General features: G+C 35.1%; 16 protein-coding genes. 11 read left to right on the top strand and 5 right to left on the bottom strand.

All coding sequences use genetic code 11. The features are described 5' to 3' along the window. Nucleotides 1–18: 18 nt before the first annotated feature. From M666_RS16110 to M666_RS16100, 3 genes are read left to right on the top strand one after another with little or no spacing between them, the layout of a single operon-like run. On the top strand, nt 19–3375 hold the full coding sequence (locus M666_RS16110) for a transglutaminase family protein (protein ID WP_029446686.1): 3357 nt from the start codon (nt 19–21) through the stop codon (nt 3373–3375). After that, nucleotides 3375–5927: a circularly permuted type 2 ATP-grasp protein gene (locus M666_RS16105; RefSeq protein WP_082007922.1), complete on the top strand. Its 2553-nt coding sequence runs from the start codon at nt 3375–3377 to the stop codon at nt 5925–5927. Before M666_RS16110 ends, M666_RS16105 begins: the two co-directional genes overlap by 1 nt. After that, on the top strand, nt 5924–6799 hold the full coding sequence (locus M666_RS16100; RefSeq protein ID WP_024481031.1) for a transglutaminase family protein: 876 nt from the start codon (nt 5924–5926) through the stop codon (nt 6797–6799). Before M666_RS16105 ends, M666_RS16100 begins: the two co-directional genes overlap by 4 nt. Before the next feature lie 105 nt (nt 6800–6904). Here M666_RS16100 and M666_RS16095 read toward each other — a convergent pair whose 3' ends face one another. Both M666_RS16095 and M666_RS16090 read right to left on the bottom strand, forming a co-directional pair. Further along, nucleotides 6905–7648, bottom strand: coding sequence for an acyl-CoA desaturase (locus tag M666_RS16095; protein ID WP_024481030.1), 744 nt, complete (start codon nt 7646–7648; stop codon nt 6905–6907). A gap of 68 nt (nt 7649–7716) precedes the next feature. Then, nucleotides 7717–8286 carry a Crp/Fnr family transcriptional regulator gene (locus M666_RS16090; RefSeq protein WP_029446684.1) on the bottom strand — a complete coding sequence of 190 codons (570 nt, stop codon included), beginning with the start codon at nt 8284–8286 and terminating at the stop codon, nt 7717–7719. A 204-nt stretch (nt 8287–8490) separates the two neighbouring features. On the opposite strand from M666_RS16090, the gene M666_RS20565 reads away from it, so the two are divergent. From M666_RS20565 to M666_RS16065, 5 genes are all read left to right on the top strand, one after another. Continuing rightward, complete coding sequence (locus M666_RS20565; protein WP_193353726.1) at nt 8491–9273, top strand: hypothetical protein; 783 nt, start codon at nt 8491–8493, stop codon at nt 9271–9273. Nucleotides 9274–9783: 510 nt separating this feature from the next. Then, nucleotides 9784–11223 (top strand): circularly permuted type 2 ATP-grasp protein, encoded by a 1440-nt coding sequence (locus M666_RS16080; protein WP_029446682.1) that lies wholly within the window; start codon nt 9784–9786, stop codon nt 11221–11223. Between the two features lie 11 nt (nt 11224–11234). After that, the gene (locus tag M666_RS16075; protein WP_029446681.1) at nt 11235–12194 is read left to right on the top strand and encodes an alpha-E domain-containing protein; all 960 of its coding nucleotides are present in this window, start codon (nt 11235–11237) and stop codon (nt 12192–12194) included. 57 nt (nt 12195–12251) lie between these two features. After that, nucleotides 12252–13094 (top strand): transglutaminase family protein, encoded by an 843-nt coding sequence (locus tag M666_RS16070; protein WP_029446680.1) that lies wholly within the window; start codon nt 12252–12254, stop codon nt 13092–13094. Nucleotides 13095–13196: 102 nt separating this feature from the next. Then, nucleotides 13197–14240, top strand: coding sequence for a zinc-binding metallopeptidase family protein (locus M666_RS16065; protein ID WP_029446679.1), 1044 nt, complete (start codon nt 13197–13199; stop codon nt 14238–14240). A 100-nt stretch (nt 14241–14340) separates the two neighbouring features. On the opposite strand, the gene M666_RS16060 is transcribed toward M666_RS16065, so the two are convergent. Genes M666_RS16060 through M666_RS16050 form a run of 3 tightly spaced genes read right to left on the bottom strand, consistent with a single transcriptional unit; the run spans nt 14341 to nt 17006 of the window. Beyond that, a complete protein-coding gene (locus tag M666_RS16060) occupies nt 14341–14985 on the bottom strand; it encodes a response regulator transcription factor (RefSeq protein WP_029446678.1) in 645 nt (214 codons plus the stop codon). Further along, nucleotides 14986–15582, bottom strand: a complete 597-nt coding sequence (locus M666_RS16055; RefSeq protein ID WP_029446677.1) for a sensor histidine kinase — start codon at nt 15580–15582, stop codon at nt 14986–14988. Further along, complete coding sequence (locus tag M666_RS16050) at nt 15561–17006, bottom strand: tetratricopeptide repeat protein (protein ID WP_151198077.1); 1446 nt, start codon at nt 17004–17006, stop codon at nt 15561–15563. Before M666_RS16050 ends, M666_RS16055 begins: the two co-directional genes overlap by 22 nt. 640 nt (nt 17007–17646) lie before the next feature. Here M666_RS16050 and M666_RS20810 point away from each other — a divergent pair. From M666_RS20810 to M666_RS16040, 3 genes are all read left to right on the top strand, one after another. Then, nucleotides 17647–17781, top strand: coding sequence for a hypothetical protein (locus tag M666_RS20810; protein WP_262486524.1), 135 nt, complete (start codon nt 17647–17649; stop codon nt 17779–17781). Between the two features lie 108 nt (nt 17782–17889). Next, nucleotides 17890–18216: a hypothetical protein gene (locus tag M666_RS16045; RefSeq protein ID WP_029446675.1), complete on the top strand. Its 327-nt coding sequence runs from the start codon at nt 17890–17892 to the stop codon at nt 18214–18216. A 62-nt stretch (nt 18217–18278) separates the two neighbouring features. After that, nucleotides 18279–19067, top strand: coding sequence for a hypothetical protein (locus M666_RS16040; RefSeq protein WP_029446674.1), 789 nt, complete (start codon nt 18279–18281; stop codon nt 19065–19067). Nucleotides 19068–19076: the final 9 nt, after the last annotated feature.

Here is a 19076-nt window from a genome sequence, read left to right as displayed (position 1 = left end):
ACGTTAATTTCTCAGTCGATGTCAATACAAGTAGCCATAAGGCATTACACAGAATACAAATACGATAAGCACATAAAATTATCACCACAGGTAATTAGGCTTCGCCCAGCACCACATTCTCGAACACCTATTATTGGATATAGCTTAAATATTCATCCTAAAAACCACTTTATCAACTGGCAGCAAGATCCTTTTGGAAACTATATGGCTAGAATTGTTTTTCCAGATAAAGTAGATCATTTCTCAGTAGATGTAGAGGTTATTGCAGATCTGGTGGTGATTAATCCTTTTGACTTTTTTATTGAAGAATATGCTTCAAAACCAGGTTTTACGTATGAGGATGGCTTACTACAACAATTATCGCCTTATTTAGAGATAAAAGAAAAAGATAACCTGATGCTTATTCTGGTTAAGGAAGCAAAATCGCTTTTAACCGATGATATGAATATGGTTGATTGGTTGGTTGCCTTAAACCAATTAATATACAATCAATTATCCTATAACATCCGCTTGGAGGCAGGAGTACAATCTTGTGAAGAAACCCTGCAGTTAAAATCAGGTTCTTGTCGTGATTTTACTTGGGTATTGGTACAGTTGCTGCGTCATTTAGGTTTAGCATCACGCTTTGCATCGGGGTATTTGGTACAATTAAAAGCAGATGTTAAATCGCTTACGGGACCTTCTGGAGCGGAACAAGATTTTACAGATTTACATGCTTGGGCAGAGGTATATGTTCCAGGAGCTGGTTGGATAGGTCTAGATGCAACCTCAGGCTTGTTTGCAGGGGAAGGACACATTCCTTTAGCTTGTACTCCTAATCCAGATAGTGCGGCCCCAATTTCAGGACTTGCAGAAGCTGCGAAAACAGAATTTCATTTTGAAAATACGGTGACCCGTATTGTAGAAAAACCCCGAGTAACTAAACCTTATTCAGACGAACAGTGGAATGAAATTGTAGCCCTAGGGGAGCAAGTGGATAAGGTATTGTTAGCTAAAGATGTGCGGCTAACCATGGGAGGGGAACCCACTTTTGTGGCAACAGACAATCAGGATGCACCAGAGTGGAATTCTGCAGCAGATGGTGCACAAAAGCGGAAATTATCGAATGAACTTTTTCATAAACTAAAAGATGAATTTGGTACGGGTGCCTTAATGCTGTACGGGCAAGGAAAATGGTATCCTGGAGAACCTTTGCCTCGTTGGAAATTAGGATGTTATTGGCGTAAAGATGGCTTGCCAATCTGGAACAATGATCAACTTTTAGCAGACCTATCTCACGATTATAAATTTACGGTAGATGATGCGGATACATTTATGAACGCTTTAGCAGCATCCTTGCAATTAAACCAAAAATGTATACACCCGGCGTATGAAGATCCGTTTTATTTTGCTTGGGAAGAAAGTAATATACCTATAGATGTAGATCCTTTAAAACTCGATTTAGAAGCTCCATTAGAACGTCAGCGTTTATCAGAATTGTTGCAACACGGGATGAATAAACCTATCGGTTATGCTATTCCAATTGCATGGAGTTTTGAAAATAGCACGTGGGAAACCTGTGCGTGGAAATTTCGTAGAAAAAACTTATTTCTAGTTCCAGGGAACTCTCCCTTAGGCTTACGATTGCCGTTGAAATCTATTCAGGCATTTGATCACGAAGAAGTGAAAGTAAAGCCGGAGCCTAGTTTATTTGAAGCTGCGGAGACCTTACCCACTATAAAAGAAAATATAGAAAGTAGCGAAGGGCGTCAGCAAATAGCAGATAGTGATTCTATTTTTATCACCAGTTTATCGGTAGAAATAAGATCAGGAAAACTCTTTATATTTTTACCACCGCTTACGCATTTTGAACATTACCTTCAATTGGTTAATCATATTGAGGTGGTGGCAGAGAAGTTGCAGATGCCTATTCTTATAGAAGGGTATGATCCTCCTTCAGATAATCGCATTCAGAAATTTCAAATTACACCTGATCCAGGCGTTATTGAGGTGAATGTACACCCCGCAAGTAGTTGGAAAGAAATTCTCAATAATTATGATATTCTTTATAAAAAAGCCGCGGAAACTCAATTAACTACAGAAAAGTTTAATCTAGACGGGAAACATACCGGAACTGGTGGTGGGAACCATGTAACGCTTGGAGGAGTTACTCCAGCCGATAGTCCGTTACTTCGCAGACCAGATGTATTGCGTAGTTTTATTACGTATTGGCAACATCACCCTTCATTATCGTATTTGTTTTCTACACAGTTTATTGGTCCTACAAGTCAGGCGCCACGAGTAGATGAAGGGCGTGATGAAATGTTATACGAGTTAGAATTGGCTTTTCAGCAAATACCAGAAGACCTAAAAGAAAACGAAGTACCGTTTTGGTTGGTAGATCGTATCTTCAGAAACTTGTTGGTAGATATTACGGGAAATACGCATAGAGCAGAATTTTGTATTGATAAATTGTATTCTCCAGATTCTTCAACAGGCCGTTTAGGGATTTTAGAATTTAGAGGATTTGATATGCCACCGCATTATCAAATGTGTATGGTACAATTTTTATTGATACGCTCCTTAATGGCTTGGTTTTGGGAAAAACCTTATGAACATAAATTAGTGCGTTGGGGTACAGCACTCCACGATCGGTTTTTATTACCACATTATTGTTCTAATGATTTAGGCGATGTGATGAAGGACTTGCAAAATGCAGGATACAAAATGAATTTGGATTGGTTTGATCCATTTTTTGCCTTCCGTTTTCCATTTTTAGGAGAATTACAAGTAGATAATATCCATATAGAATTAACCATGGCGATTGAACCTTGGCATGTACTAGGAGAAGAAATGTCTAGTACGGGAACAGCACGTTTTGTAGATTCATCATTAGAAAGAATTCAAGTAAAAGTAAGCGGATTAACAGATTCTCGTTATATACTGATATGTAATGGATGTCGTATTCCATTAAAAAATACAGGAGTTCAGGGCGAATATGTAGCAGGAATACGCTACCGCGCATGGCAGCCACCCTCTGCATTACATCCTACGCTAGGGGCTGATACTCCTTTAGTGATTGATTTGTATGATACCTGGTCTAAAAAATCTGTGGCAGCTTGTAAATACCATGTGGCACATCCAGGAGGGCGCAATTATGAAACTTTTCCTGTGAACAGCTATGAGGCAGAATCACGACGTATTTCTAGATTCTTTGATTTTGGACATACCGTTAATTTGGTAGAACCTACCATAGCAACACAACAGTCTGCAGGGCGCTATATTACACCAATACAAATTACTACGCAATATGATATTAGTGGTGACGTAGTAAATCCTGATTATCCGTATACTATGGATTTGAGACAATTTAAAGCGAAAAAGAAAATTCAATAATGGACAACCAGCTTTATAAAGAAGATATGATTTCTTCTTTATTACATAGAAAAGTTAAAAGTAATTCTCCCTATTTTGACGAAATAACGTCGCCTGACGGGTCAGTGCATCCACATTGGGAAAAGATTCTGGATACCTTTAATACGTTAGGGAAAGAAGAGATGGACGAGCGCCAGCTTCAACTAAAGCGGCAATTGAAAGAAAATGGGGTTACCTATAATATTTATGGTGATCCGGATGGGATGAACAGGCCTTGGATGCTTGATGCTGTGCCCATGATTTTTGGAGAGGAAGATTGGAATGTCATTGAATCAGGGCTGAAACAGCGGACTATTTTATTAAACCATATTTTAAAAGATATCTATGGCAAACGAACACTTATTCGTTCTGGCCATATCCCTTTTGAACTGATCTATAATCACAAAGGATTTTTAAGACAGGTTGATAAATTAAAAATTCCTGGAGAACAACAATTGATACAGTATTCTGCTGATTTAGCACGCGGACCGAACGGTAAAATGTGGGTTTTGCATGACCGTACAGATGCGCCTTCGGGAGCAGGATATACTTTTGAAAATAGGGTGGCCATGACCCGAGTTTTTCCTGAAATGATCCGAGAAAATCAGATTAGAAAAATCAACACCTACTACGAAACATTAAAGAGAACCATAACCAATCTCGCATGGCAAAATAAGGAAGAGCCAAGAGTAGTTTTTCTTTCGCCAGGTTCAGAAAATGAAGCTTATTTTGAACATGCTTACCTTTCTTCATTAATGGGTTTTACCTTGGTAAGCGGTGCAGATCTTACAGTTAGTGATGGGTATGTTTGGCTAAAAACCATAAAGGGACTTAAAAAAGTAGATGTTATTGTACGTCGTGTTGATGACGTTTTCTGCGATCCTTTAGAGTTTAAAATGAACTCGCAATTAGGAGTTGTAGGTCTTATGGAGGCAGTACGGCAGCAAAAGGTAATGCTTATTAACCCTTTAGGTAGTAGAATTCTTGAAAATCCAGGCTTAATGGCGTTTTTACCTAAGCTATGTAGGCATATTTTAGGCGAAGAACTTATTCTACCTTCTGTCGCTACATGGTGGTGTGGACAAGCAGCTGCAAAACAATATGTATTTGATAATTTAGAAAAATTAATTATTAGAAAAATATATAGTGATGATACAAGTAGTGCCATGTACGGGTCATCATTAGATGAGCAACAGATAGCAACCTTGAAGAATGAGATTAATATGAGGCCTTATTTGTATGTAGGTCAGGAAAGGGTAAATTTTTCTACAACACCCTCATATATTTATGGGCAATTAGCCTCTAGGAATGCTGTTTTTAGGAGTTATGTTGTGGCAGATACAACGAACAATTCATACCAAGTGATGCCGGGTGGGTTAACCAGAAGTTCTGCGGACGAAGGTACGTTTATAGTTTCTAACCAAGCAGGAGGGATTAGTAAAGACACTTGGGTACTTGGTATGGATAAAGACACGAAATCAGATCTTGTACCAAATAAAATTCCGCAAACCGAAAATGTACTACCTAGTAGTACAGCAGAAAAATTATTCTGGTTAGGGAGGTATGTAGAACGTTCCATTTTTCTAGTACGGTTGGCACGGGTTATTATAAAGAAATACTATGAAACCGAGGATAATTTAAATGTTGAAAAAGATGTAGTACTCTGCTCTTTATTAAAATCATTTTCTAATATCACCTTATTATTGCCAGGTTTTGAAGATAAAGAAACATTAGTAAATCCTGAAAAAGAACTCATTTCTGTAATTACTGATGTAACGAAGGCAGGTTCCTTGAATCATTCCTTACAAGCATTTCTACGTAACGCCTATGCGGTACGTGACCGTCTAGGCCTCGATAGTTGGCGCATACTAGATCATATTTCCGAGGAAAGTAACAAGCTTAAAGAAAGCACTAGAATCAATGATATTAGTTATATTTTAGATGGCTTGATTATACGGCTTATGGCATATCATGGCTTACGGGTAGATACGATGACAAGAGATGTTTCTTGGAATTTGCAGTGCATAGGAAGTGATCTAGAATCTTCTTATATGACTTGTACTTTTTTAAAAAACATCCTATCTAAGGAGTTGGACAGCGAAACAGAAAAATCGCTCTTAGAATGTGTGTTAATTAATAACGAAAGTTTAATTACGTATCGTTATATGTATAGATCTACTATTGAATTCACCAATACATTAACATTGTTATTGTTAAATGAATTGAATCCGCGATCTGTAGTGTATCAAATTACACAACTTGAAAAGCGTGTAAATCGCATGCCAAAAACGTCTGGAGTACAGTTGAGTTTAATTCAAAAAAAGCTATTAGAAGCAACAACATTGGTTCGTTTAAGTGAACCTAATCTGTTAAAAAAAGGAAAGAAAAAGTCAGGGTCTAGAAAAGACTTAATCCTATTAATGGAAAAATTAGAACAGTTGCTTGGAGATGCTTCGGGTTTATTTGTAAGTCAATATTTTAACCATACGGAAACTACATTTGGTTTTGTAAGCACTAAAATTCCAGAAATATGATTTACGAAGTGAAACATAAAACAGTATACGAATACCAATCTATGGTTTCGTTATGCCATAATATCGTATTTCAGGTAAGTGGTAATAATACTTTACAGGAAATCAATTCCTCTAAATGCACTATTGATCCCGAGCCTAATTTTATAATGGAACGAGAAGATTTTTTTGAAAATAAGTACTTCTATTTTTCACTGCAAAAAGCCCACAAAAAGCTTGTCGTTGAAAGTACCAATGAAATTACAGTGCATCCGCCAACGTGGTTATCTATAAATCCTGCCGAAACACCTGCTTGGGAATCGGTAGTTAAGTTGTTGCAATCTATAGATACCTCTAATGACATCCGACAGTTTTATTTAGAATCGCCTCATGTCACCTTCTTAACAGCTATACGTGCGTATGCATTAGTGTCTTTTACTCCAAATAGGCCAATAATGGAAGCAATGCATGAATTAAACACGCGAATTTATACTGATTTTACATTTACGCCCGGCTTCACGGAAATAAGTACTCCTTTAGAAGAAGTGTTCAAACATAAAAAGGGAGTATGCCAAGATTATGCGCATTTTGGTTTGGCTTGTGTTCGTTCTATTGGGTTGTCTGCTAGATATATAAGTGGATATATTGAAACTATTCCTCCACCTGGGAAACCCAAGTTAGCAGGAGCAGATGCTTCTCATGCTTGGATGTCTTTATATATACCTGACATAGGTTGGGTAGAGTTTGATGCTACTAATAATCTTTTAGTATCAGATCAACATATACGCGTAGCCAAAGGACGTGATTTTTCAGATGTTGTTCCTTTAAAAGGAATCGTTTATTCAGGAGGAGGTCAACATATGACGGTTACCGTAGATGTCACAAGAAAAAATTAGATATAACTAAAAAATCCATAAAATAGAGTTGCTGATTTGTTGCACTTCTATATTATGTATTTTTTAGCTAATTATAAACGTCCTTTAATTAAGAACTATTTGAAATTAATTATCTTTTAAGGGGATAGGTTTTAATTGGATAATGCCAAAAGCATTTAAGAGTTTTATAATAACATAAGTGACATCTATCTCGTACCATTTAACTCCAAAATTAGCTCTACTAGCATATTTATGGTGGTTGTTGTGGTATCCTTCGCCCATCATTAAAAAGTCAAAACGGAATAAATTTTTACTTGTATTTTTCATTTGAAAATTTACATAGCCATAGATGTGGCCAAACCAGTTAATAATAACGCCGTGAATAGGTGCCATTAAGAAGGTGATAGGAAGTAATGCCCATTGCCAAGCTGCGGTAGTAAAGAAAACAAAGAAAAGTACATACAAACTAATCCATAATACTCTAGAAATACGGGAACTAGCGAATTTGTCAAAAGCTTTCCATTGCGGTACATTTTTGGTAAAACGTTGATCTACAGCAATGCGTTCTTTATTGATGTCTTGATAGATTGTTTTTGTACGCCACATCATCGCAAATAAATTAGGATCGTGAGAAGGGGAGTGAGGATCTTTATCCGTATCGGTATACGCATGGTGCATGCGGTGCATTACGCCATAACCATAGGCACTTAAGTAACTTGAGCCTTGAAAAATCCAGGTTAATATAAAGGTAATTCGTTCCATGGTTTTAGACATGGTAAATACTTGGTGTGCTGCATAACGGTGTAGAAAGAACGATTGAAAAAACAAACCTCCATACCAAAGCACTAAAACAAATAGGATTACTGCCATAACTTTTATTTACAAAGGTACTGGCTTGTTTTTGGCAAAACAATGAACCTAAGTCAATAAAACACGTACTATAAACGCTTTCTAATTCTGCTTAAGGCCTGAGCGGTAACACCAATATAGGAGCTAATGTATTTTAGGGGAATTACTTTTAAAAGCTCTGGGCGCTCTTTGAATAATTTCATGTAACGTTCTTCCGCGTTGAGATTCAATAAGTTCTGCTCTCGCTTAGATTTTAATAAGAAGAGACGCTCTGCTGTAAGTCTCCCAATAAGATTTCCTATTTGTGTATTTTTATAAACCTCTTGCAAATCATCATATGTAATACTTAACAATGTAGTTTCTGTTAATGCTTGTAATTGATAGGCAGAAGGTTGTTGCGTTAAAAAAGAATCATACGCACTTATAAACTGGTCTTCAAAACTAAAACCAAATGTGATTTCCTTATCAGGATTCTCTTTTGGAATATATAAACGCACCACTCCAGATTCAATAAAAGAAATATGATTTTCTATTTCATTGACCTTTAAAAATATAGATTTCTTAGGAATAACACGCCCTTGTAATTTAGACGTAAAATAGTCCCAATCTTCATGCGATATTTTCGCTATTTGATCTAAGTATGCTTTTATCTGTTGCAAAATTGTTTCATCATCAGTATTGTGCCTGTAAAGATAAGGATTCCTGTTAGGATTATTGGAGGATGACGGCGGAGAACTAATTTAAACGAATAGGTAATTATACCGTGTTCACAAAGAACTACGGGCTGTTCACTGAAAGTAAACTATTGGTTTGCTATTATTTGATATGTTTAGGGCAAATTACACCTAATTTAAGAAGTAAAAATGAAATTTATTTTCCATAAAATTAAGTTGTCCCTTTGTATTCTAGGAATGTTTGGGCTATTCAAAATTCAAGCGCAAGGACCTTCTGAAAATACTGATGGTACTATAAATTATAGCAGTACCATGGATGCTAAGAACATCTACGTACAATTAAATACTACCGATGAAGCAACAATGTTTTCTATGTTGCACCGTGGTTTTTCTATATATTTTGATGTGAAAGGCAAACGTAAAAAGAATGTCGCTATTCAATACCCTTCTGAAATAGAAGTACCACAAGGGAAACCTAATAGAAATGACAATGCTCGTGGAACCAGCGAAGAACGGGAAGAAGAAGAAGGCGAAAGAGGTCCAGATATTTTAGCAGAACTTGGGGGGATGTCAAAAATGGCGCGCTATACAAATCCTGATTTGTCTCAAGAATTTCATTTAGACCTGAATAATTTGGGGGTCAGTATGGCATATAACTATGATAAGGAGGCGAATGTTTTACATTATGAACTCATGATACCTAAGAAAAATATTGGTACACCTCCTGTAGATTTATCAAAATTGACCATAGGAGTAGTGACTACTAAAATAGAACGAGAGGAGAATACGGCATCAAATATTAGTTTTGGTGGTGGCGGACAAGGTGCACGTGGGGGGCAAGGTGGTGGACCTGGTGGCGGAGGCCGAGGTGGTCGTCAAGGTGGATCACAAGGTGGAGATCGTCCAGATCAAAACCAAAGGCCTAAAGAAATCGTTATAGACTTTTGGTTCGAGGCCGATTTGAGTCAATAAAAATAAGAATGTCCACAAAAAAAGCTCTTATTTAGGAGCTTTTTTTGTGAGGTAATTTCCCTTAAGATAGCAAGAGTTGTATTTTTGATATTGCTGTTTATAAATTAATCTCAAGTTGTTTAGTAGTATCTAGTTACCTCTATGTATTCTAGGTGCAATTTTTTTTTAAAAAATATAACAAGTTTGCAACAGGCATTTGATACTCTACTGTTTTTAATATGTCATTAGCAATGGTGCTTAGATCTAAAATAAATTCACGGTAAAACTATCATTTAAGTAATTATTGCTTTTTGAGAACTTTGTGCTTAAGTGGTGCAATAATCATAGCTTATGTGGTAAATGTGTAGGATATTCCCTTAATTTTTGTATATTGAGGTCATATACTGCAATGGGTAGTATGTACTTTTTTTAATCACTCCTTTTTTAATTTACAACTAATCTTTTTTTTTAAGCTGAATTTTCAGCAAGAGAAAGGTGTATTAAATCTGGAATAAATCCACACTTTTTTTCATGCCAAAATTAGATTTCTCAGCTTACGAAACCAAAGGGTTTTATGATGAAATGTTTGATGAAAATAATAACGTTAGGCCAAATTACAAATTGTTCTTAGAACGACTTCAAAAAATGAGTCCGAAAAAGCTAAGCACACTTCAGCATTCTACAGATAGAGCACAACTATCTTTGGGAATGACTTTTAATGTGTACGATGACAATCAGGGCGTAGAACGTATTCTTCATTTAGACATTATTCCAAGAATTATTGATAATAAAGAATGGACTCATTTAGAAAGAGGCTTGCAGCAACGTATTAAAGCACTTAACTTATTTATTCAAGATATTTATAATGATCAAAAGGTTCTGAAGGATAAAATAATTCCTAAAGAGATGATTTTTTCAAGTAATTCGTATTTGAAAGAATTAGAAGGTTTTAAGCCTCCAAAAGATATTTGGTGTCATATTACAGGGTCTGATTTAATTAAGGGCGGAGATGGTCAATACTACGTACTCGAAGATAATTTGCGCTGTCCTTCTGGAGTATCCTATATGTTAGAAAATAGAGAGATTTTAAAACGTACTTTTCCTGAGTTATTTGAAAAACTAGGGGTAAAGTCTGTCTATGACTATACCCATATTTTAAGAGATACCTTAGAATCACTTACCGATGCAGAAAACCCAACGGTAGTTGTACTAACACCTGGAATATATAATTCTGCCTATTTTGAACATTCTTATCTGGCGCAGCAAATGGGTGCAGAGTTGGTAGAAGGTAAAGATTTAATTGTGCAAAATGAAATTGTTTATATCATTACAACCAATGGTTTGAAACGTGTAGATGTAATTTACCGTCGTGTAGATGATGAGTTTATTGATCCTTTAGCGTTCAACAAAAAATCAGTTTTGGGAACGCCAGGATTATTTAATGCCTATCTAAAAGGTAATGTGGTTTTAGTTAATGCGCCGGGAACAGGCGTAGTAGATGATAAAGCCGTTTATGCCTATATTCCAAGGATTATAAAGTACTATTTAGGAGAGGATATGATTTTACCAAATGTAAAAACATACATCTGTGATGAAGAACAAGACCGCAAATATGTTCTGGAAAATATACACAATTTAGTAGTTAAGCAAACAGATGCTTCTGGGGGGTATGGAATGCTTGTAGGTCCAAAATCTACAAAAAAAGAACAGCAGGAATTCATTGAGAAAATTAAACATAATCCTAGGAATTATATAGCACAACCTATGATCAACCTGTCTAGAGTGCCTACCATTACCGATGAAAATACAATAGAGGGAAGACATGTTGATTTAAGACCATATGCTCTTTATGGTGATGATATTAAAATTATCCCAGGAGCATTAACACGTGTAGCACTAAAAAAAGGATCAATTGTAGTTAATTCTTCACAGGGTGGCGGAAGTAAAGATACATGGGTATTAAATCATTAAATTAAAAAATTATGCTTGGTAGAGTAGCGAACACAATATATTGGATGAATAGGTATCTAGAACGCGCGGAAAATTATGCGCGCTTTATGGATGTAAATTATAATTTATCTCTAGAAATGCCGCCTGATGAAGAACAACAATGGAAACCTATTGTAGTGATTACTGGAGATTGGGAATTGTATAAATCACTAAACACAAAAGTGTCTAAATCTAAGGTGATTTATTTTTTAGCTTTTGATGAAAAAAACCCAAACTCTATTTACAATTGCATTCTAAAAGCAAGAGAAAATGCACGAGCCATACGCCCTGAAATAACGAAAGAATTTTGGGAGCAAATTAATGCATTAAACTATCTAGTTAAGGCAGGCTTAGAAAACAAGTGTCACAAAGAAAATAATTTACGAGAATTTTTTACTAACGTTAAAAATGGGTGTCAATTACTTTATGGTATGTATGATGCTACTATTTCAAGGAATGAGGGATGGCATTTTGGTAAGTTAGGACAAGCAATTGAACGTGCAGATAAAACATCTAGGGTTTTAGATACGAAATATCATCTCTTGTTAGACTCTCCTAATGAGGTGGGTTCTTCGTTAGATTTAATTCAGTGGTCGTCACTTTTAAAGTCGGTCAGTGCTTATGATATGTATAGAAAGAAATACGGGAAACTAACTTCGGCAAGTATAGCAGAATTTTTAATTTTAGATACAGAATTTCCTAGATCTATACTAGCTTGCCTAATTAGAGCCGAGCAATCTCTTATTACGCTATCGGGGAGTTCTTTTGGATTTAGTAATAGTGCTCAAAAACAATTAGGAGCTTTAAAATCACAACTAGAATATACAGCGATAAATGAGATTATTTCTGGAGGCATGCATGAATATCTTGATGATATTCAGAAAAAACTAAATGGAATATCTACAGCAGTTTATGAATCTTTCTTTACCATTGAAAATCAAATAGCCACTTAAACGAAAATCATCATTACTACATCACCTTTATTAAGTTAGTATTAAAATAGGTACGAAATGAAATTCAAAATTACACATGTCACAACTTATCTATTTGATTCAGAAGTTTTTTTAGAACCTCATTATCTAAGATTCCGTCCATGCCAAACTTCTTACGTTGATGTTTCTGATTTTATAACCACAATTCACCCACAACCCGTAGGTCATAAAATAGTACAAGATGAAGATAACAATGTCGTAGAATTTTGCTGGTTTGAAGGTATGACAACTCAATTAACCATTAGAGCAGAAAGTGTTCTTCAAACAAAATTTTATAATCCTTTTAATTTTTTAATATATCCACAAAGTTTTAATACATTACCTTTTCAATATAATGACTTGCAGAAAAAATTACTTTTTTCTGCATTAGAACTACTACCAATTTCAAAGGGATTAATTGATTATGCTTTATCTATTTTGAAGCGTTCAAACTTTAACACCATTTCATATCTTACTAATCTTATCAAACATTTGCATGATGATTTTAGTGTTGAATATAGAGCAGAGGGAGCCCCATTTATGCCAGAGGAAACTTTTCAACTAAAAAGAGGTTCGTGTAGAGACTTATCTTGGATGCTGATTAGCATTTTAAGGCAGCAAAGTATTGCTGCACGTTTTGCTAGTGGTTATTATTATTTCGATATGATAGCGCCTGCATACGAACTCCATGCTTGGGTAGATGTATATTTACCAGGTACTGGTTGGTTTGGTTTAGATCCGAGTCATGGTATTTTTACAGGGAACACTCATTTTCCTCTTGCTTCAAGTGCCCACTATCAGCATACTATGCCTGTTTCCGGAGGTATCAGAGGTAGCGCTAATTCAAAGCTAAATACACAATTAATCATTAAAAAATTATAATTTAGTAATAATATTCTGCTTATTTTTGTCACCATTTTGTATTTATAAAATGTCAATGGTACTATCCCTTTGTATATTAAAAAATAATACAATCTAATTTAAATGAAAGTATTTCAATGTGGTAACTGCAACCACTCTGTTTTTTTTGAAAATTATTCGTGTGAAAATTGTGGACATTTAACAGGATTTAGAGCTAAAGATCGCAAGATGTTGACTTTCAAACCTAATGAAATGTCTTTATTTTCTGATCGTCAAAATATAGAATATAAATATTGTAAAAATAAAGAATACAATGTTTGTAATTGGGTTCTTAAAAAAAGTTGTAAAGAAGACTATTGTAGTGCTTGTCAGCTTAACCGAATCATACCAAATCTTTCAGATGTAGAAAATTTTGAAAAGTGGCAACATTTAGAGATTGCTAAGCATCGGTTGATTTATCAACTGCAAAAAACAGGTTTGTTATTAAAGAGTAAATTGCGCCATGAAAACGGTTTGTGTTTTGATTTTGTATCACAGCAGGATGATCCTAAACTAATGACAGGTCATGCTAACGGTGTGGTTACCATCTTATTAAAAGAGGCCGACTCTGTTAAGAGAGAGCAAATACGAAAGCAACTTTCAGAACCATACCGGACGCTTGTAGGGCATCTTAGACATGAAGTTGGGCATTATTTCTGGAACCAGTTGGTGTATACTAATCAGGATATTTTATCTGAGTTTAGAGCTATCTTCGGAGATGAACAATATAATTATGGAGATGCGTTAACTGCATATTACAAGAATGGTGCGCCTAAAGATTGGGAAAAATCATATATTAGTAAGTATGCTACTTCACATCCTTGGGAAGATTGGGCAGAAACTTGGGCACATTATCTTCACATTATGGATATGGTGGAGACTGCTTACTTTTTCGGTATAAATGTGAAGCCTATTAAGAAACTTAGGATAATGAAAACTAAAGTATCTTTTGATCCATATACTAAAGAAGACTTTGATGTTATTGTACGGACCTGTGTACCGTTATCTTTTGCGGTCAACAGTATCAATAGGGCTATGGGGGTGCCAGATGTGTATCCTTTTGTCATTACCCCTCCGGTAGTAGAAAAACTAAAATTCATTCATAAATTATTATTGCCTAAACGATAATTAGATAAGTACGTACAATATTCTACCATTGGATAGTCTTTAGAAAAAACGACACCTTCTCTTAAGCAAATAAAAACTTGGTTGATTGCGGATGAATTAGTTAAATGTTTTCTAAAAACTCTTTATGCTCTTTGGTCCATAAGAGTAGCGCATCTGTTGCAGCAACTAGCCCTAATTTGGCAATAATATTAGCGCGGTGCTTTTCTACGGTTCTATATGAAACACTTAAGAGGACTCCAATTTCTTTAGAAGATTTTTCTTGAGCGACCAAACGCAGAATGGTTCTTTCTGAAGGAGATAATAATTTTATTTTTTTTAATTGCGGTGCTACTTCATTTTCAAAGACATCACTAAAAAGTGTGCTAAAATAAGGTACACCCATACGTACACTCTGAATACATTTATGTAGCTCTTGAAAAGGTTCGTCTTTAATAATATATCCAGAAATTTCTAGGGTTTTTGCTTTATACACAAAGGCCTTTTCTTTATGGGACGTAAGGATGATAAATTTGGTTGCTATATTTTGTTCCTTACATTTTTTTATAATTTCAAACCCCGTAAGCATAGGCATTTCTTCATCTAAAATGGCAATAACCGGTTGAAACTGCATTATTTTATCGAGTGCTTGAGCTCCGTTTTCTGCGGTTGCTAAGATACTGTAATTGTACGCTTTAAGTTCATCTATTAAACCTTTTAATAAAAGAGGGTGATCATCTGCTACAACTAAGGTAATGGCGTTTGTCATTTAGGTGATTGGTATTTGTACTGTGATGGTGGTGCCTTCTGATTTTTTACTTTTAATTATAAAACTTCCCTTGAGCATACTAATTCGTTCTGCCATTGTTTTTAAGCCTAAACTACTTTGTTTTATTTGTTTACTAAGCTCAAATCCTTGTCTGTTATCTTTAATGAAAACCTGTAGAGCGTTGTTTTCTTTTATAATGGTCACAATTAATGTTTTTGCTGCCGCATGTTTTAAAACATTATGTGCCGATTCTTGTATAAATCTATAAAAATTAAGGGATTCCGTAGCATTAAAGTAAGAATCTATAGGATCAATCTCAACCGATACAAACAAATCTGTTTCTTCATCTATGTTTAATAGTAATTGTTTGATACTTTCTGTAAGTCCTAATTTGGCTAATATTACAGGGTACAAGCCTCTAGAAATATTTCGGACATCCTCTAGAGCATTGTGTGCTAATTTCACAAATTCTTTTTGGTTAGTTTTCTGAGCTTTCATTTTAAGCAATGTAATTTGTTGCCCTACGCCATCGTGCAGCTCTTTTGCAATCCGCGTACGTTCTTGCTCTTGTGTTTTTATAAGTTTTTGAGAGAACACTTTTTGTGCAATTCCTCTTTTTTTAGCATTGATAAAAGAACGGTAGAAGTTGAGTCCCCAAAAAGTAAAAGTAAAACCAGTGCACTAAAGAGAAATATTTGCGTTTTGTTCTCATTTTCAAGATGTAAGATATCAATGCTTGAGTTTTGAGTTTCAATTTTAAGATCTCTTTTTTCTGTTTCGTAGAGCGTTTGGTAGTAGGCTAAAGATTTTATATTTTGAACATTAGCAATAGAATCTTTTATGGCGTAGTACTGTACCAAATGGATATTACTCGCAATAGTATCTTTTAAAGCCCTATAAGTTTTTGCTAAAAATTCTTCAGCTAACATGATGTCTTCCTTCTTTTTTCGCTCTTTTTGAAAAGCTAAAAATGTTTTTCCATGGACTAAAGCTTCTTTATAGTAGCCTTGTTCAAATGATAGTGTCTTTTTTGCATCAATATAGTGCCGCGTATTTTGTGCCGTTTTATCGTTCTCATAGATGGCCTTTAAGCTTTTAAAACTTTTATCAGCAAGTGCTATGCTATCACTCTCTGCATAAGCATTGGTGATGGCTGCAAGTAGGGGAGCTCTGAGGTAAAACATTTTAGGGTCCTTGGTATTTGCCGCTAAAGATGCTTTTAAATACGCTATTTGTTTTACCCTATTTCCCATCCGCTTATAATCTTCCGCAGCATTAGCATATAGGGGGATTAGCATGTTATAGTTGTTGCTCATTTGAGCAATGGTAATAGCTTCTTCGCGCTCTTTCTGCGCTTCTCTGTAAAAAGCATTTTTGCTGTAGAGAATAGATAATCCGTTCTTAGCGGAGAGCACATTGGTGGTGTCGTTTAACTTGGTATAAATTAGGGAAGCTTCTCTAAAACTTAAAGAGGCCTCTGCAAATTTACCGGTATCCGTTAATACAAAACCCAGATACAATTTAGCAAGCCCAACAATGCGTTCTTTTTTTAAAGCAGTACCCAGTGAGATTGTTTTCTTGTAAAAGGCAATAGCCTGCTCTAAATTGTTCGTAAAGTTGTATCCATCTCCCGTGTACAAGTGTAATTCTGCCCAAGTATAGTCATGTTCTAGTTTTTGCAATTGGGGAGCATATGTATCAAACAATACAATAGCTTCTGCAGGAGATTTACTGGTGTATACATGGTAATAAATTAAGTCAGTTAAATCTTTTGCGGCATGTGACAGGGAATCTAATTCAATCGCAAAAGAAATGGTTTGCTGCGCTATACTATCATAATGCAATGTGGGTTTTTCAAAAACTACTTGGTGTAGGCTATCCATCCACTGCAGCCGTTCTCCCTTCTCTGTATGTTTAATCTTAGCATTGAATTGTGAAATTTTCTCTGCTATACTTGTGTTTTGAGCAAATGCACCGGTGGTGAAAAAGATGAACATAATGCAAAGGAAAGTACTTTTCATAGGTTCTTTTACTTCTATTTAGGTGTCTAAACATCAAAATTTTTTTGATGCATTTGGGCCTTTCTCTTAGAAACAAATAACGCAAAATTTATAGACAATCGGACTTTTAGTTTTCAGGACCACCCAATTAGTACGAGGATAAATACGAGTTTTTTAGGGTCTTAACTATTTGTAGATGCTGATGTGTAAGCTTGAAATGCCTGTTATTATTGGTGTTACGGCCGAAATTGATTTTCAATAATGCTCTTCTTTCTTCATTCTTAAAAGCTAGTACCCCTACGTAGTAATAGACCTTACTACTTATTTTAAGAAAGCTGCCTAATAAATAGCTTGCATTAAGATTTAAACTAGAATGATAATGACCCTAGAAGTACTTTTTATTACCAGTGATTTATGGAACCTAAGTTTAGAAAAGCCTTTAGAATGTGGTAGCTATTGGCAGCTAACGTTCAAGAAAAAGTACGGTGAGTTATAGGATTAGAAAGCAGAATTAAGTTATAAAGAATTATGTAAATCTTCGGGGGAATGATTTTCATAGTGTTTGCTAAAAAAGAGTTCTAGTTAAATCGTTAGGACTCTTTTTTTTAATGCTCCCCCAGTAAAAAATGTAACCAATAACAGATAACAAATAATCAAATTTATGAAATCATTAAAAATTATTTTCACACTTGCACTAATCAATTTGGCTTGTATTACAAATACGCAAGCGCAAGCTCAAGGCACAAGCGAATTGAGTTTAGGCTATGGCTCTAACAGTATTTATAAAATTTATTAATTTTACGATGTTTCAATTTCTACAGCATTATCATCTATTTCGTATTCTGAAATTGAGAGTAGTGGGGTGGCCATTTTAAGTTATAAATATGCCGTAAATAATCGGTTTATGCTTGGAGGCTCTGTAAGTTATGAAAACCTAAAAATCAATAAAATCGAATATTTTGGATTTTTAGATTTTGAACAAACTTCAGGACAAAATTTCTCCAATTTCAGCATCGCTATAGAGGCAGATTATAGGTATATCTCAAATCCTAAATTTCAAATGTACTCTGGTTTAGGTATTGCCTATTTCACAAGTGAAGCGTTTGAATCAAATATATCATATCAATTAACTGGTTTAGGATTTCGTGTAGGGAGAAAGGTAGCAGCCTTTGCAGAGTTAGGGTTTGGTTATAAAGGATCTTTTGCTCTTGGTGCTTCATGGCAATTTTAAATGTAAGTTCTATTAGAAGCGGCGACTAAATCGCTTCATAAATAACTTATATGTCTTTAACTATGAAATTATCATTTAAAAACACCCTTGCAAGTGCTATCGTAGCATTTGCTTTTACCTTTTCTATTTCAGCGCAAAATACAGATACTAAATCAGCAGCATTATTAGATGCCCTAGAAACTGTAAATGGTGGATACAAAAAATTGTCGACTAAAAAAGATGTAGAGTTTACCTATGTCTATGATAACTTTGAGAAGGGGAAAGATGTCTCGTTAGAGCGTCATATCTTTAATGGAGAACAATCATGGGCTTCTTACTCGCAACATGACCTTAACGTGCTACCTGGTAAAAAAGGAACGGCCGTACAATCATTAGTAGATGGTATCCCTGCATTAACTTTAGAAGGTAAAGCAATAACGGATCCTAAAGCGATTGGTGGTACGAAATTTTTACGTGAAGTAAACTTTTATTGGTTTGCCATGATGTACAAACTAAAAAATGAGGGTGCTAATTATAAATTTTTAGGAACTGAAAAAGTAGGTAACATTACTTATGATAAGGTAAGCTTAACTTATAGTTCTGAGGTTACTAAAAAAGAGCAGAATGATGAATACATCTTGTTCTTTAATCCTGAAACACATTTAGTAGATCAATTCTACTTCTCATTGCCAGCATGGGGTATTAATAAGCCAGTATTGAAAATGACCTTAACTTATGAAACTATTGATGGTATTTTAGTATCTACGGTTCGTAAAGGATTTGGGCCTGATGGTTCTCCAATGGGAGTTTTCACATTCAGCAACGTAAAATTTAACAACGGTTTCAAAAAAGAAGCGTTCTTATTAAAATAAGAAACGTAA

It is taken from the genome of Cellulophaga baltica 18, from assembly GCF_000468615.2.
Classification (GTDB): domain Bacteria; phylum Bacteroidota; class Bacteroidia; order Flavobacteriales; family Flavobacteriaceae; genus Cellulophaga; species Cellulophaga baltica.
The sequence above is the reverse complement of the archived record's forward strand: the minus strand, read 5'-3'. Positions and strand labels throughout refer to the sequence as shown.

Bases quoted from the DNA above. Each gene is read 5' to 3' on its own strand.
- M666_RS16110 (WP_029446686.1), top strand. From the start codon at position 19: ATGTCAATACAAGTAGCCATAAGGCATTACACAGAATACAAATACGAT.
- M666_RS16105 (WP_082007922.1), top strand. From the start codon at position 3,375: ATGGACAACCAGCTTTATAAAGAAGATATGATTTCTTCTTTATTACAT.
- M666_RS16100 (WP_024481031.1), top strand. From the start codon at position 5,924: ATGATTTACGAAGTGAAACATAAAACAGTATACGAATACCAATCTATG.
- M666_RS16095 (WP_024481030.1), bottom strand. From the start codon at position 7,648: ATGGCAGTAATCCTATTTGTTTTAGTGCTTTGGTATGGAGGTTTGTTT.
- M666_RS20565 (WP_193353726.1), top strand. From the start codon at position 8,491: ATGAAATTTATTTTCCATAAAATTAAGTTGTCCCTTTGTATTCTAGGA.
- M666_RS16080 (WP_029446682.1), top strand. From the start codon at position 9,784: ATGCCAAAATTAGATTTCTCAGCTTACGAAACCAAAGGGTTTTATGAT.
- M666_RS16075 (WP_029446681.1), top strand. From the start codon at position 11,235: ATGCTTGGTAGAGTAGCGAACACAATATATTGGATGAATAGGTATCTA.
- M666_RS16070 (WP_029446680.1), top strand. From the start codon at position 12,252: ATGAAATTCAAAATTACACATGTCACAACTTATCTATTTGATTCAGAA.
- M666_RS16065 (WP_029446679.1), top strand. From the start codon at position 13,197: ATGAAAGTATTTCAATGTGGTAACTGCAACCACTCTGTTTTTTTTGAA.
- M666_RS16060 (WP_029446678.1), bottom strand. From the start codon at position 14,985: ATGACAAACGCCATTACCTTAGTTGTAGCAGATGATCACCCTCTTTTA.
- M666_RS16050 (WP_151198077.1), bottom strand. From the start codon at position 17,006: ATGAAAAGTACTTTCCTTTGCATTATGTTCATCTTTTTCACCACCGGT.
- M666_RS20810 (WP_262486524.1), top strand. From the start codon at position 17,647: ATGAAATCATTAAAAATTATTTTCACACTTGCACTAATCAATTTGGCT.
- M666_RS16045 (WP_029446675.1), top strand. From the start codon at position 17,890: ATGCTTGGAGGCTCTGTAAGTTATGAAAACCTAAAAATCAATAAAATC.
- M666_RS16040 (WP_029446674.1), top strand. From the start codon at position 18,279: ATGAAATTATCATTTAAAAACACCCTTGCAAGTGCTATCGTAGCATTT.